The sequence below is a fragment of the Aquimarina sp. MAR_2010_214 genome, assembly GCF_002846555.1.
In the GTDB taxonomy this organism is placed as follows: Bacteria; Bacteroidota; Bacteroidia; order Flavobacteriales; family Flavobacteriaceae; genus Aquimarina.
Genome location: NZ_PJMS01000001.1, coordinates 4,274,247 through 4,287,110, shown reverse-complemented (window position 1 = coordinate 4,287,110; position 12,864 = coordinate 4,274,247). Strand labels below are relative to the sequence as shown.

Annotated in this window: 18 protein-coding genes; 3 read left to right on the top strand and 15 right to left on the bottom strand. The window is 29.4% G+C overall.

Translation table 11 applies throughout. The annotated features are described in order from the left end of the window. Positions 1–104: 104 nt before the first annotated feature. Positions 105–464 carry a helix-turn-helix domain-containing protein gene (locus tag ATE84_RS18555; protein WP_101449379.1) on the bottom strand — a complete coding sequence of 120 codons (360 nt, stop codon included), beginning with the start codon at positions 462–464 and terminating at the stop codon, positions 105–107. A gap of 106 nt (positions 465–570) precedes the next feature. On the opposite strand from ATE84_RS18555, the gene ATE84_RS18550 reads away from it, so the two are divergent. Both ATE84_RS18550 and ATE84_RS18545 read left to right on the top strand, forming a co-directional pair. Further along, positions 571–948, top strand: a complete 378-nt coding sequence (locus ATE84_RS18550; protein WP_101449378.1) for a hypothetical protein — start codon at positions 571–573, stop codon at positions 946–948. A 19-nt stretch (positions 949–967) separates the two neighbouring features. Next, entirely contained in the window at positions 968–1,279 is a 312-nt protein-coding gene (locus ATE84_RS18545) for a monooxygenase (RefSeq protein WP_101449377.1), read from the top strand. Positions 1,280–1,502: 223 nt separating this feature from the next. Here ATE84_RS18545 and ATE84_RS18540 read toward each other — a convergent pair whose 3' ends face one another. From ATE84_RS18540 to ATE84_RS18515, 6 genes are all read right to left on the bottom strand, one after another. Then, positions 1,503–1,991: a hypothetical protein gene (locus ATE84_RS18540; RefSeq protein ID WP_101449376.1), complete on the bottom strand. Its 489-nt coding sequence runs from the start codon at positions 1,989–1,991 to the stop codon at positions 1,503–1,505. Positions 1,992–2,107: 116 nt separating this feature from the next. Further along, positions 2,108–2,773: a hypothetical protein gene (locus tag ATE84_RS18535; protein WP_101449375.1), complete on the bottom strand. Its 666-nt coding sequence runs from the start codon at positions 2,771–2,773 to the stop codon at positions 2,108–2,110. Between the two features lie 705 nt (positions 2,774–3,478). Beyond that, positions 3,479–3,646 carry a hypothetical protein gene (locus ATE84_RS26305; protein WP_158237296.1) on the bottom strand — a complete coding sequence of 56 codons (168 nt, stop codon included), beginning with the start codon at positions 3,644–3,646 and terminating at the stop codon, positions 3,479–3,481. Positions 3,647–3,772: 126 nt separating this feature from the next. Continuing rightward, positions 3,773–4,036: a hypothetical protein gene (locus tag ATE84_RS18525; protein WP_101449373.1), complete on the bottom strand. Its 264-nt coding sequence runs from the start codon at positions 4,034–4,036 to the stop codon at positions 3,773–3,775. Between the two features lie 19 nt (positions 4,037–4,055). Then, a complete protein-coding gene (locus ATE84_RS18520; protein ID WP_101449372.1) occupies positions 4,056–4,325 on the bottom strand; it encodes a hypothetical protein in 270 nt (89 codons plus the stop codon). 90 nt (positions 4,326–4,415) lie between these two features. Further along, positions 4,416–5,414: an IS1595 family transposase gene (locus tag ATE84_RS18515; RefSeq protein ID WP_101444842.1), complete on the bottom strand. Its 999-nt coding sequence runs from the start codon at positions 5,412–5,414 to the stop codon at positions 4,416–4,418. A gap of 159 nt (positions 5,415–5,573) precedes the next feature. On the opposite strand from ATE84_RS18515, the gene ATE84_RS18510 reads away from it, so the two are divergent. After that, complete coding sequence (locus ATE84_RS18510; RefSeq protein WP_101449371.1) at positions 5,574–6,014, top strand: helix-turn-helix transcriptional regulator; 441 nt, start codon at positions 5,574–5,576, stop codon at positions 6,012–6,014. A 111-nt stretch (positions 6,015–6,125) separates the two neighbouring features. Here ATE84_RS18510 and ATE84_RS18505 read toward each other — a convergent pair whose 3' ends face one another. The 8 genes from ATE84_RS18505 to ATE84_RS18475 form a co-directional block, all read right to left on the bottom strand. Then, a complete protein-coding gene (locus ATE84_RS18505; protein WP_101449370.1) occupies positions 6,126–6,401 on the bottom strand; it encodes a hypothetical protein in 276 nt (91 codons plus the stop codon). A gap of 10 nt (positions 6,402–6,411) precedes the next feature. After that, positions 6,412–7,215: a hypothetical protein gene (locus ATE84_RS18500; RefSeq protein WP_143273669.1), complete on the bottom strand. Its 804-nt coding sequence runs from the start codon at positions 7,213–7,215 to the stop codon at positions 6,412–6,414. Beyond that, a complete protein-coding gene (locus ATE84_RS26300) occupies positions 7,178–7,339 on the bottom strand; it encodes a hypothetical protein (RefSeq protein ID WP_158237295.1) in 162 nt (53 codons plus the stop codon). Before ATE84_RS26300 ends, ATE84_RS18500 begins: the two co-directional genes overlap by 38 nt. Before the next feature lie 618 nt (positions 7,340–7,957). Continuing rightward, positions 7,958–9,190 carry a PD-(D/E)XK nuclease family protein gene (locus ATE84_RS18495; RefSeq protein ID WP_101449368.1) on the bottom strand — a complete coding sequence of 411 codons (1,233 nt, stop codon included), beginning with the start codon at positions 9,188–9,190 and terminating at the stop codon, positions 7,958–7,960. A gap of 127 nt (positions 9,191–9,317) precedes the next feature. Continuing rightward, positions 9,318–10,898, bottom strand: a complete 1,581-nt coding sequence (locus ATE84_RS18490; RefSeq protein WP_101449367.1) for an RNA-directed DNA polymerase — start codon at positions 10,896–10,898, stop codon at positions 9,318–9,320. Between the two features lie 322 nt (positions 10,899–11,220). Beyond that, a complete protein-coding gene (locus tag ATE84_RS18485) occupies positions 11,221–11,697 on the bottom strand; it encodes a hypothetical protein (protein WP_101449366.1) in 477 nt (158 codons plus the stop codon). 111 nt (positions 11,698–11,808) lie between these two features. Next, positions 11,809–12,069: a hypothetical protein gene (locus ATE84_RS18480; protein WP_101449365.1), complete on the bottom strand. Its 261-nt coding sequence runs from the start codon at positions 12,067–12,069 to the stop codon at positions 11,809–11,811. Then, a complete protein-coding gene (locus ATE84_RS18475; protein ID WP_101449364.1) occupies positions 12,070–12,864 on the bottom strand; it encodes a hypothetical protein in 795 nt (264 codons plus the stop codon).

The following is a 12,864-nucleotide window of genomic DNA, read 5'->3' as shown; positions in this document are numbered from 1 at the left end:
GCAGAGGACAAGATACAAAAATGTTATAAGTGGTTTAAGGTTAGTTATTTTTGTAGCAATATTAGGAGTTATGCAACAGATACTAGTGTTTTGTACACAGTACTTTATTTTTTAATGATCTCAGTTCTGTGATTTATTCCCCATTCTATAACCTCTCCGATTAAATTATCTAAAGTTTTTCCGTGTTCGGTTAACGTGTATTCAACCGTAACGGGCTTTGTGTTTTTTACTGTTCGAGTTATCAGTTTATTTACTTCTAATTCTTGTAAATCACTAGATAGTTTTTTTGCAGCAATTCCTTTAATAGCTCTTTTTAATTCCATAAATCGCATTGTTCCACCACGAAGTAAAGTTCCGATTATTTGTATTTTCCATTTGCCAGATAATAATTCCATTGTATCACTAATGGCTCGTAATTGTTTTACACACTCTACTGATAGAGGTTCTTTGGGCTGTATCTTCATTTTTAATATTAAATAGTTTCCTTTAGGAAATCAATATCTTTTTGTAAGTCGGTATCAAAAGTAAACTACATTGTTTAATTTTGTAGTATTAAAATGAAATATTATTATGAGCACAAAAACGTTTTTAACAATCCACGGAATAATCTACGCTGTTTTTGGATTGGGATTATTCTTTATTCCAAATTTATTATGGCCAAACTATGGGCTAGAACTTAATGATAAATATGCCGTTTTTCTATCACAACACACAACAATATTTTTAGGAGGAATTGCAATTATTAGCCTTTTGTTTAGAGATGTAGAAGAGAAAAGTGTTTATGCAAAGAAAATCTTAACAGGTTTACTATGTACAAACGTCTTGGGTATAATCATTACGCTCTATGCAATTTACAAAGGAATATTTTATGGGTTTGGATGGTCGGATCCAGCATTCTTTACCTTGTTATCTATATTAAGTTATGTAAAATTGAAACAAAATCGATAACCTTAAAAAATAATAAATTATGAGTACACAAAAAATATGGGACTTGCATTTAAAGTATGACGGACCTGTTACGCAAGAGTTTATGGACGGAAATAAACAATTGGCAGAAAGTATTGCTCAAGAAGAAGGGGTTATATGGAAAATATGGACATACGCAGAAGGTACAAATCATTATGGATCAACTTACTTATTTAAAAATATTGACTATTTAAAAAAGTATAGAGAAATGCATATCAAGAGATTAAATACTATTGGGATAACGGATATTACCGACCACATTTTTGACATTTTTGAAGATTTGAGTAAAATTGATAATGCACCGATTGGTTAAGAAAACCATTGGCTATAATTTTTGTTTTACAAAATAGTATTCAGTTGATTTGCAGTACTAGTTTTTTTGTAATGAAAAAAAAATAGTGATGTATTCAAAAATAGGAGTTGTGCAACGGTTACTTGTGTTAACTTTTGTTTTCTACTTAAAATATTATGTACGTATTAAATATATAGGCGGAAACATCAAATTTTCAACCTATTTCAGTTTTTCAAAATTTAAATCACATTTTTAATAGATTAAATCTTTTTGTTAAATCTTTATCAAGAACATATTTTCGGTAATGCTTTTTTTCTTTTAGTGTATCTCCATTTATATAAAATATTTTTGGAGGACTGCCTCCAATACGACTAGGAGTTGCAAAATCGTACCAAACTCTTTTTCTACGCTTATGTTTTATTCTGGGTACTTTAATTTTATTTTTATTTACTATTTTAAACCAGTCATAATTATTTTCTTCAAATAACGCTGGCAAATTAGTTAAGTCAGGAGTAGAATCACCTTTATATATTGTTTTAAATGATTTGAATTGAATAGTTTGTTCTTTCATATCTACTTTATAAAACGCCCAATTAACTTCGGGAGGATATATTGTGTCATAAACTATCGTGTCTCTAAAAGCATATATTTTAATGGTATTAATTTTGTTTTGAGCATTGACTGATATTGAGGTTATTACAAAAATTATTAATATGTTTAATAGATTTTTCATTTTAGATAAAAGTTAGCAATAGCTATATGTTTTGTCTTTTAAAAGCACTTTGATCAAAGGGGTATCGGTTTAGTAATTATTAACTCTATAGTATAGACCTTATTAAATTACTGTAATTATTTTTTATCAATTATCATCTCAATTAAAGATGATTTATGGCCAAATTGATCTGATAGAATTATGATATTATAACTCCCTAAGTCAATAGAAAAACTACCCTTCGATTGCAGCTCAGCACTAGAAACCAAGAAATTTTTTACAACATTTTTTACTTTCACTTTTAAAGTATATTGTACATCAGTAAAATAATTCCTGTTGGGATCTTCTGGAGGAGCATCGTATCCCCATTCATGTATATAATCAGTAATTTCTATTTCTATTAAATCATCTTTATTACTAATTGTTAAAACTCCATCACTCGACGACAGTGCAAATGCCTTCCCAAATTTCGCTTGTTCTATGATTAGATATTTGTTATTGTTTTCAATCTTAAAAGTTAGAAAGTTATTCTTATAAACTTTGGTATAATATTCTTTTCTTTCACTATCACTTGTTGTATTATCGCAGTTAATGTGAAAGTTAGCTATAGACTCATTATTAATCTTAACCTTAAGAGAAATATTTCCATCATTATAGACTTGAAGTAAAGGGGTTATATTTAAGTCATTGTATTTTATATCACTTAGTAATCCCTCTTTTAATTGAATTTTTTTCATAAATTCTTGCGAACTAATACTATATGATATAAAAAATACTATTGAAAATATTGTTATTTTTTTCATTACTATAATTTCATTGTGATTGACTTTTAAAACAAATGTAAATATGCAATAATATTTACATCACACTGTTTTCCGTGAAAATATTTTTATGGAGTACAGTAGAAGTGATAGATAATTACCGAGAACGCTAGCCTGTGTATTAACTCGATTTCATTGATTCAAATATATAGAAGTTGTTTTTTTGATTTAGGAAAAAATGTATTTTTTATAAAAAAGAACTTGAGTTTGCAATGATTTGTTGTCTTTGTCTGTAGTATTTTGTAGTACTCTATCATTGTTTTGATCTATATATTCTTGATATTCTGTTCTTTTAATAAAGCATTCTTTTTTTTGTTAGTGGTTCACTGTGACTGCAAAGAACAGTCTTCACAGGCTTTTGTTTTATAGTGTTTTACTTTGTCTACGATAAATTTGTGAGGTTGTCTGCTAATAAGATGTAATTTCTGACTTCGATTCTCTAACTTTTTTACTTTTACATTTGATATCGGGGCATTTGAAACCCAATTGGTACTATCTACCATATCTATGGCAAACAGAACTTAAGTTTAACCCACTTATTTCAAGCACCCCATATCAACATTGAGACAAAAAAATATATTGAGTACAGAGTATTAAGATGATTTACTTTATACATAATACTTTATACTTTAAGCTCCTGACTCCTGACTCATTATTCATTTTTCATTTTCCATTTTTCATTTCTCATTATTGTTCTCGCATGTTATACAGGCTATATATTTTGGTATAGGTCATGATTTCTTGTGGGCTATCATTTAGTAGGTTATACATAAATTCACCAATATCGATACCTAATACTTTTAGTATGGTATATAGTACTTCTGGTGGGATATCGTTTATATGATCTGGAAGCATAAAAATTATATTAAAAAGGTACAGGAGTAATCTTGTAGCGCATAATGGGGGGTATGTACACAAACTCAACTTAATGTAATATGCTAATTACTCCTGCGTTCCTTTTTTGTTAAAGACCTTAAATATTTATACTGCTATGTAAAGAGGCTTCCCCATTTTTATAGCTTCTATACGTAATTTTGACCTTTTAATCATTTCGGAAACCTCTAGAGCCGTGCAGCCATTGGTATATTTTTCTTCTATCCAGACACGTAGAAGAAATGCGTAGCCTCTATGTTCTTTTACACAAGTGTTAAAAAGCTGAGGAGCGATAGACAAATAGTTAAATACGGTTTCCTCATATACCTTAAATCGGTCTGGCGCTACAGTAGGTTTGGTATTTGTTTTCATGACGCTATTAATTTGGGGTTCACATTAATTTTTCAAGTTCTTTTTCTAATTGATCTAAAAGCACTTTGCTAGTTTCAATAGTTTGCTTTTGATGAGAAATTGCCATTCGTATCATTTCTTTGAGTATCTGCTTATTTGGGTCTTTTTTTCTTCTGTCTCTTATATTGATAATTGTGTTGTAATGAACATGGTATTTGTTAGCTATATCCTGTATCTGTGATGTGGTTAGTGTATCTTTTAATAATTTGGATAGTAAACTACTTATAGGAGTACGACTATTTATTGCCATATCTGTCAAAAAAAATTGTTACAAGTTGGTTCTATAGATTAATTCAATAGCATACAAATCATAAATTGTTAATACTGTTTTCATATATGGCTAAGTTCTAAAAAGCATATTATTTACTACTATGTTTTTAAATTCCATCCAGGCAGTATTGGAAGCAAAGGCTATAGCTGCTACGGTTGCCATTTTACTGGTTGAATTTTTTATTTTTTCTAAGACTAAAAACCAATTCAGATAATTCTGAAGGTATTTTGTTGCCACTCCATTGAAGGGCTCCATAAATTTCCTTAGACGCATATCCATATTATTCACATTTTGTACGTGATATATTTTGTCAACAGCTCTTTGACCCTTCGAAGCATTAAATTTTTTGTGTGCTACCTTCTTGTCTTTTGCAAATGCAGTATAGCTTCTGTGACTGTCGCTACAAAGGGTTTCTACTTTAGCCAACTTCCCTTGTAATATAGTCTCCAAGTCACTTTTACTAATGCGACCTCTGGTAGCTACTTTGAAATCTTTGTTCCCTGATCGGTCACAACTGGCTATCACAGCTACTTTTTCATTACTGAGACCAGCTTTACTTGCCTTTGCGCCACGTTTTCTAGCAGGACGATCCAAATTTCGATTCCCTTTTTCAGAGTAAGCAAAGAAAAGATCATCACTCTCTAGGATTCCTTGGAATTCATCCACACTTACGCTCCCAAAGGAGACAAGTAATTTGTGCCTCCAATCAAAAGAAGTCTGAATAGAAATCCCTGTTTCTTTGGCACTCTTGCGAATACTATATCCAGAGAGTAAACAGAATAAATAACGATTAACTTTGTCTTTCTTCTTGAGGTTGTACCAGAACTTACCGGTAGTTTCACTAAAGTTTTTATGACAAGTATTACAAACATAGCGCTGTACTCCTTTGAGCTTACCATTAGCCTTAATTTTATTGCACTTACAATGAGGACAGCTTATGGCTTTACTCTGATTGCTATCAATCAGGGCTGAACCCTCAGTAGAGATCTCCAATAATGTGGAAACAATTTCTGATTGAACCAAAGCCGATGAACTAATGAAAAAATCTCTAAAATCTTCTGGTATCATTTCTCCGTTTTTATAAAGTAAAGATAAAACATATTCTAATTAGAACTTAGCCTCATATATTTGTTTATTAGTTATTGTTTTATAATGTTAAAAATACGAAATAAAATTCGTACATACAATATTTATTTCGTATTTATTATAGTTTACACAATATTTATTATGAAAATAGGCGATAGAATAAGAAAAGTAATGGAGTTCAAAAATATGAATTACAGGTCTTTAGGTATTTTACTGGATTATTCAGATGGTCAAACAAGAAATATCATAATAAATAAATCCGTTCCAAAAATTGACTTTGTACAAAATTTATTACGCTCTTTCCCTGAAATAAACGTCAATTGGCTGATAACTGGTGAAGGTGAAATGCTTGATAATGTGTCAGAAAACCAAAAGATTACAAATTATAGCAAACTTGATAACATAGAATTAATCAAACATCTTCTTGAAAGAAAAGACGAACTTATCCAAGATGAAACTTTTAAGGATTACGTAAGAATGGTTATGGAATTACTCATGGCAGACGATGAAAGAGAGAAGAAAAATAGAGCTCTAGAGGAATTAAAAGAAATAGCTCTAAAGAAGTATTCGAAAAGAGGTTAGAAAAATGTTTGATAATGGAGGTAGCCATGGTAATTATTTAAGAACATTAATAGTTCTAGATTATCATTTTCAATAAATTAATTTGGGTAGATCGTGTGCTATTTTATTTTTTTAAAAAGAGAAATCATGTGTAATTTCATGGTATAGCTCATTAAATTCACTTTCAGTATAGTAATTAGGATTCTCTTTCAAAATATCGACCAGCACTTCTAATTCAATACGCTGCTTTTTTTCAATGTTATGTAGCTTAGAGTTACTTTTCATTGCCTTTCTGATTTCTTCTTTAACTTCCTTTCGTATAATTTTTGGACTATTTTCAAAAAGCTTTCTTTGCTCAGATGTAGTATATTTTCTAGGCTTTAATATTTTGAGTAGTTTTTTTAACATCATTATCCTATTAAATATTATCCATTACTTTTTTTAAATCTTGATGAAAATCATCTATACAATTATCTACTAACTTGCCAGATTCATGAGGTTTTCCTGATTCCTCAGCGTACATCGCCTTAAAAACCATATCTCTATAATATATTCTTTTAACTCTTTCTATAAAAGAGAGCTGTCTATAAATGATTTGATCTTTATACGTATAATATTTGATGAGAAAATATGTGAAAGCTGCAAACAACGAAGCAGCAATAATAAGAATCAAAACATATTTGTTTTGAGTAAAATCTTTTTGGGTAAGAAAAATAAGATGAATAAACCAAAATCCTGAAACTAGTATTCCTGTAAGTGAAACAAAATGAAATTTAAAAGTACTGCCTCTGGAGAAATCATCGTGTAAGGATTTACAACTAAAAAAGAAAAGAGCAGTCACTAACCCAAAAACAAATATCCAAAAATGAAAACTACTACGCCCTCTAAAAGAAAAACTGATTGCCAATTCTTTTTTTAGCTTAGATTTTCTTTTTAATTTATCCTTATAAAGCTCAAAGTGAGTATCTGCAAAGGCCAGATACTCATCCTTTGTAATTAAATTTTTCTTAAATAAATCTATAGTATATGCATTTATACTATCTCTTTCTTTAACGATATTTTTATAGTTTTTCTGTTCAGTTATTAGCTCAGAAGAAGTTGCATTAAAAAACACATGAAACAAAGAAAGTGTTACTGCCAAAAAAGCAACAACACTTTTAATAAATCCTAAGAAATTATTAAATCTAATATTCGTCGTCGTCTCCCGGGTCGATTGTTCCATCGTCTCCCGGGTCGGTGAGTTGTACTTCTGTTTCACTGATTTCATCATTAATTTCTTGTTTTTCGCAGCTACTCACAGTACATAGTATAAGTAACATGCCAAATAAAATGATAACATTTTTCATCTGATAAGTATTTAAGGTTTGTTATCCTAAAATACTATTAAATGAGGAAATTATCCTCTGCCAGATGATAATTGATTATATTTTTTTAGAATGATTGGGGGAGTGCTATATCAATAGTAGCATCAATCTAATTTTTATTTTATTATTTATCTTTTAAAAACAATCAAATATAATACAGAAGGCAGCTTTTTTGAATACGGTTTTACCGTAAACATCTGATTTTGTGAGAGTAAAACAATAGTACACTGCTGATATATAGGTTTTTATAAGGCCATAAATTTTAGAAAAAAATATAAGAAATTTTTTAAACCACTATATATTTACGGAAACCCGTAAACATTGGGCTTCGAGGCTTTTATCTGTCTAACTATGGTCATAAAATCACTCCTTTTACAAATAGCGTGACAGTACCTCTACTAGCACCCATTTGTAATAGATATTGCTAGAGCTTTGCATGTATAAGCATGCAACAAAAACTAGAAATGGGAAAGTTTTGGAGGGGTGGTTGGTTGGGTTCTTGTTTGGGTTAGATATTTATTGATTGTAAATCCGCCTTTACTTTGATATTAGATAAGAATAGATAGTTTTCTATATTTAATAAAGAGAAGTAGAGGTGAATTATACATTTTGTTGCGCTTTCGTTATTTTTTGCTCCACTTCATCAGACCATTTTTCCAATGTGTTCTTTTCAAATTTCTGAAATTTTAGCTTAAATGCTGAAAACACATCTTCGGTTTCTGAAAAAACTTTGTCATTTAATTTAACTATGTCAAAATTAGCAACAGATGGATATCCTGAAGAGGATTTGGAACGTCTAATTATTTTACTACTTATTGATTTAAATTCCTTCATCCCACTAAATGCGTCATCTTTAATTTTCTGAAGTCTATGTCTTTCCTCTTCACTTTTAGTATTAATTGCTCCAAAACAAAATTTTATCCATATTTTTTCTCGTTCACAAAATATTTCCAATGCAAATGAACTTTGTGTTCCATCCCAAGAGTTTGTTTTATGATTAAAATATGGAATTGTATTTAATGGTAAAACTCGAATAATATTCTTGTCTTTGGGCGTAAGATTTTGATATTGCTCATGCTGTATAAAAAAATCATTTATCTGTCCAAATAACTCTGGACTATATAGGGTTGGTTTATTATTGACAATAAAATCAATGGCGGTTTTATGCTTTTTATATATCTCCTGTGCAAGTTTAGCTTCTTCACTTATTCCCATGATATTCTTTTTCAAATTATTGATATAATTATCAATTAAAGGTGTTGTTTCTTCTGATGGCCGTTTGCTTATTACTGTATCTTCAAGTATGTCAAGAATTGATTGATAAGTCAAATTAACATATTCGATTTCAATTTCTTTCTCTGTCAATGTCCTTGGAAATGGAGTTAGATACACATAGTAATTTTTGTGCTCTTTATCACTCCATGTATTTTCAACAATTTCATAATACTTTAGGAGTTGATTATCGCCAGATTTACTCGCTTTTATTTTATTTTCAATACATATTGTAAATTTCAATTCGGTATTCACAATTAGTAAATCAATGTCATTAAATTCTCTATGTATTTTTGTACCTTCTAGATTGGATAGGTTTATTCTAATTTTATCTTCAGGAGGAAGGGGTAAAAGATTTATGAAACTCTTTAAGAAATAATTTCCAATATCATGTGATGCCCTCGAATTCATCATCCAAGCTAAGAAGTTTGAGTGCTGCAATTCTCTATGACTTATGCCAAGTATTTCCAGATAATTAGGTTGACTTAAAAATAACTTGAGTTTTTCAAGTCTTTGATTTTCATCAATAACAAGGTTTTGTAATTTTTCTATTTCTATCATTAATTGTCTGGTTTTTTATAATGAAGCCCAATGGCTCGGCTATGGTTAGTACGGGAATTAAAGTAGTGACCTTTCGATTTAGCACAAATGCCCTATGTTTTCTTATACATTATTAGGCGTAGTTTTACTAAAATGGTAAATCATTTGGCTCTTCTTGGGTAGAATCAATTTCAGCAACTAGAGGTGGGGTTGGAATTTCGTTTTTTAAAAATTGTACTCCACCATCTTTCATTTTAATATATAATTCTTTACATTCAATGTTGTTGAATTGTGTTTTTGTAGACGAGTCAAAATATAATGTATATATGTATAACCACCATTCATCCTCAACCTTTTCCTCTATAAGTTTAGTAATCAATTCAAAATACTTTTCGAGATTAAGTTCTTTAGTTTTTGAATATGAATAACAAAGTATAACAGGTAGACAATCTCTCTCCTCAATTAAGTAGTTTGAATACTCTTCAAAATTTTCAATTTCAAAATTATACTTTATAGCCAATTGTATACCCCATAAGGACACATCTGACCTAGAGTATTCTTTATGTTCTTTTAAAATTGAATTTATTTCTTTTTTTACCAATAGAGTTAAATCCTCATCGAGAGGATGTTTTGTTAGTATTTCATCAAAAACATCAATAAAGTATGGATAAATAAAACAAACTCTAGATAAATACATTATTAGGTATATAAAAGTATCTTTCGATGAATAAGTTTTTTTAGATAAAATTCTAGTGGCATATTTTATAGCCGAATCGTTTGGATTTTGATTTGTTAAACGTATTGCTAAATCAATAAATTCAGAGATATAAACTAGGTGACTGTTTCCTAAATTGTCTGATGATAAAAAAGAATTTGAATAAGATTTAAGTTTTAGAATCCAATCTTCTTCGATAGGTATAGGAAGTTCAACTATTTTAGTTTTCTTTTGATTAAGTCTTAAATTAAATTTTTCTAATTGTTTACTTAATTTTTTGATGAAAGTGTCAGCTTCTTCTTTTGATTTACAATAACATTTGTAGTCATCTATATATCTAAAATACTTATAATCAATTAGCTCTTTGTCTATTTGAGATAAAACAAGTTCGGAAATGATACTAGAAGTGTCAGGACCAATAGGAATACCAACAGTCTCATTTCTCTGAGTACTTCTAATTGCAAAATCAAGTTTATTATACCATAAGTCTCTATTTCTAGAATTTGCTTTTGCTTCTACCTTTCCTACTAATGCCCACGGAATAGAATGAGAATAAATACTTGGGTAACAATTTGCAATATCTGCGTGTACTAAATATTTTGCTTCAAAAGATTTGTCAAGGCTTAAAAATTTTTGGTCTTTATTTCTTTCATAAGAAAGCATTGAAACAAGACGTTGATTTAAATTATTTGGTTGAGGAATAACCATACTCCTTTCATAATAATCATCTACTTCTCCAATTTTTTCAAATATAGAAGTCCAATTGTTTTTAATTTCTATTGCTAATCTATTATAAGAAATAGGATGTGGTATACTTAGAATTCTTGGTGCATTATTGTTTCTTGTTAGATGAAAAATAATATTTGAACAAACTCTATTTTGTAAAATAGTTATTTCATTGTCTCGTACCCATTTCCCAAAAATTTCACTTGTAAAAATTGCCTCAATTTTTTCTGGAAATAATCCAAAGTCTAATAATTTTTGATAGATAACATTTTCATTAATTTCTTGCATATGATATTTTAATGGAGCACAACAATCGTATATAGTTACCTTGGTAACTATATACCCGTTTGTACGTATTTATAATCGGTTACAAACATTTATTTCATCATAAAAACTAATGTTTGCCAACACTCTTATTTTTTAATCTCCCAAAGCTACTGCTACCTTTTTTATTACCGTTACGGGAAACCACAGAGTAGGGGAGAAAGTTTTTTGTATGCGAGCTGGGTTTTGGGGCTTAGGTATTATAGGTGTGAGGTATTAGGTTTGAGGTTTGAGGGTTTGAGGGTGTGAGGGTTTGAGGGTTTGAGGGTTTGAGGGATAGTGTTTTTTACTTTTCAATTCCAATATCATTTATTTCAGAACGTTTTTTATAAGGTTTCGCAAATAAAAAAGGTATTGATATTCCGATTCCGATTATTATAGTTGAGTATAAGAAAATTGGTTCGATAATTAAAGATTGAGGTATTAAAGGATTAGATGATTTTCCAATAAATGTCAGAAAATAAAGTCCGATTATAAATAATAATATTGCCCAACCTAGAATTTTTAAAATATCAATTATCAACTCAAAGTGTTTAAATTCAGTCCGCTTAGAGTTCAATATTATTCCAAAAAATGGGATTAAAGATATCAATCCATAATCTAGAAAGTAGGTAGTTACTCCAAAAAAATAGTCAGTTTTATCTTGAATAAATTGCTCTAATCCAAAACTATTAGTTGGCCCTATTCCAAATGTTAGAATTAAGAAAATCAATCCAGAAATTCCTAGAATTTGTTTTTTTAAATTGTCAGGTATTTTTTTCAATATTAAATTTATTATTTATTCTTAAGACATTATGTACAACAGCTGCTATATAATGTGTAGCTATCCCGATAGGGTTGCTATTAATTATATAGCCTGTTCTAAGTCGTTTAATTATTTGTTTATTCGTTTCTGTAAATAGTATACTAGTACTGTAATTCCCCAAACAATTAAAATATCCACTAATAGATTCCAAATGTTCCAAGAAAATCTTAACTCATCAGAAGCAGTAAAGAATCGATTATAATATTGTAAAGGAAAACCAATTTTGAACTCAGGGGAATCTGATGTAAAAATAAAATTTAAAACAGTCAAAAATGATATTGAAAGAAAGATCAAACTTGATAGTACAGTAATGCAAATTATTTTTTTCATCTAATAAGAGTATTTAGCGTAAGCGATATTTTCTTTTTTTATTTTTAGAGCCCCTCCTTTACCTTTACCATAAATATTACCTTTTTCATCAAGCCCAATATTAGTTACAATTTCTGAATTATTAATAGATCTTTTCCATTTTGGTTTTCCTTTTTTCATTATTTCCATAGGAGCTAATCCACTATTTATATTTGTAGGAGAAACATAATATATATTTTCTCCTGAAAAAGTGAACCAGCTAGAGTCAAATTCTTCATAAGATTCAGAATCAGCACTTCCTCCTCCATGAGCAGCTGTATACATTACATTATGAATGTCTAAGAAGTTTTCGGCGAATGTAATGTTTTTACACCCATAGAAAGCAGCAATACTATAATTTGGATCAAAGTTAAAATTTATTTGTTTCCAACCTTTTAAACTCATTTGTTTAGAATCCCATTGTTTTTGTCCCGTTTCGTCTGCTAGATTATATTGAGAGGTTTCTACTTCTCCAACAGGGCCATCTGTTCCTCCATGGCAATAAAAACATACCTCAGAAGTTTTTTTCCATTTTTTTGACTCAACTTTTTTTATACATTCAGCAACAAAACCTGCAATTTCCCATAAATCTTTATACTCTTTCATAAAAACATGGTTGTATTCTTCTAAGGAATTAATTTCTCTTTCTCGTGTTTTAGCGGCTTCTTCAAAGTCACCACTTGTATAAAAGATAAAGTATATTCTAGTTTTCGGCTTTTTCAAGACAGGTATCTGTATTGAGTTTGATGGATTTCCTGATTCAAATATTGTAAACAT

Bases quoted from the DNA above. Each gene is read 5' to 3' on its own strand.
- ATE84_RS18555 (WP_101449379.1), bottom strand. From the start codon at position 464: ATGAAGATACAGCCCAAAGAACCTCTATCAGTAGAGTGTGTAAAACAA.
- ATE84_RS18550 (WP_101449378.1), top strand. From the start codon at position 571: ATGAGCACAAAAACGTTTTTAACAATCCACGGAATAATCTACGCTGTT.
- ATE84_RS18545 (WP_101449377.1), top strand. From the start codon at position 968: ATGAGTACACAAAAAATATGGGACTTGCATTTAAAGTATGACGGACCT.
- ATE84_RS18540 (WP_101449376.1), bottom strand. From the start codon at position 1,991: ATGAAAAATCTATTAAACATATTAATAATTTTTGTAATAACCTCAATA.
- ATE84_RS18535 (WP_101449375.1), bottom strand. From the start codon at position 2,773: ATGAAAAAAATAACAATATTTTCAATAGTATTTTTTATATCATATAGT.
- ATE84_RS26305 (WP_158237296.1), bottom strand. From the start codon at position 3,646: ATGCTTCCAGATCATATAAACGATATCCCACCAGAAGTACTATATACC.
- ATE84_RS18525 (WP_101449373.1), bottom strand. From the start codon at position 4,036: ATGAAAACAAATACCAAACCTACTGTAGCGCCAGACCGATTTAAGGTA.
- ATE84_RS18520 (WP_101449372.1), bottom strand. From the start codon at position 4,325: ATGGCAATAAATAGTCGTACTCCTATAAGTAGTTTACTATCCAAATTA.
- ATE84_RS18515 (WP_101444842.1), bottom strand. From the start codon at position 5,414: ATGATACCAGAAGATTTTAGAGATTTTTTCATTAGTTCATCGGCTTTG.
- ATE84_RS18510 (WP_101449371.1), top strand. From the start codon at position 5,574: ATGAAAATAGGCGATAGAATAAGAAAAGTAATGGAGTTCAAAAATATG.
- ATE84_RS18505 (WP_101449370.1), bottom strand. From the start codon at position 6,401: ATGTTAAAAAAACTACTCAAAATATTAAAGCCTAGAAAATATACTACA.
- ATE84_RS18500 (WP_143273669.1), bottom strand. From the start codon at position 7,215: ATGGAACAATCGACCCGGGAGACGACGACGAATATTAGATTTAATAAT.
- ATE84_RS26300 (WP_158237295.1), bottom strand. From the start codon at position 7,339: ATGAAAAATGTTATCATTTTATTTGGCATGTTACTTATACTATGTACT.
- ATE84_RS18495 (WP_101449368.1), bottom strand. From the start codon at position 9,190: ATGATAGAAATAGAAAAATTACAAAACCTTGTTATTGATGAAAATCAA.
- ATE84_RS18490 (WP_101449367.1), bottom strand. From the start codon at position 10,898: ATGCAAGAAATTAATGAAAATGTTATCTATCAAAAATTATTAGACTTT.
- ATE84_RS18480 (WP_101449365.1), bottom strand. From the start codon at position 12,069: ATGAAAAAAATAATTTGCATTACTGTACTATCAAGTTTGATCTTTCTT.
- ATE84_RS18475 (WP_101449364.1), bottom strand. From the start codon at position 12,864: ATGTTTACAATATTTGAATCAGGAAATCCATCAAACTCAATACAGATA.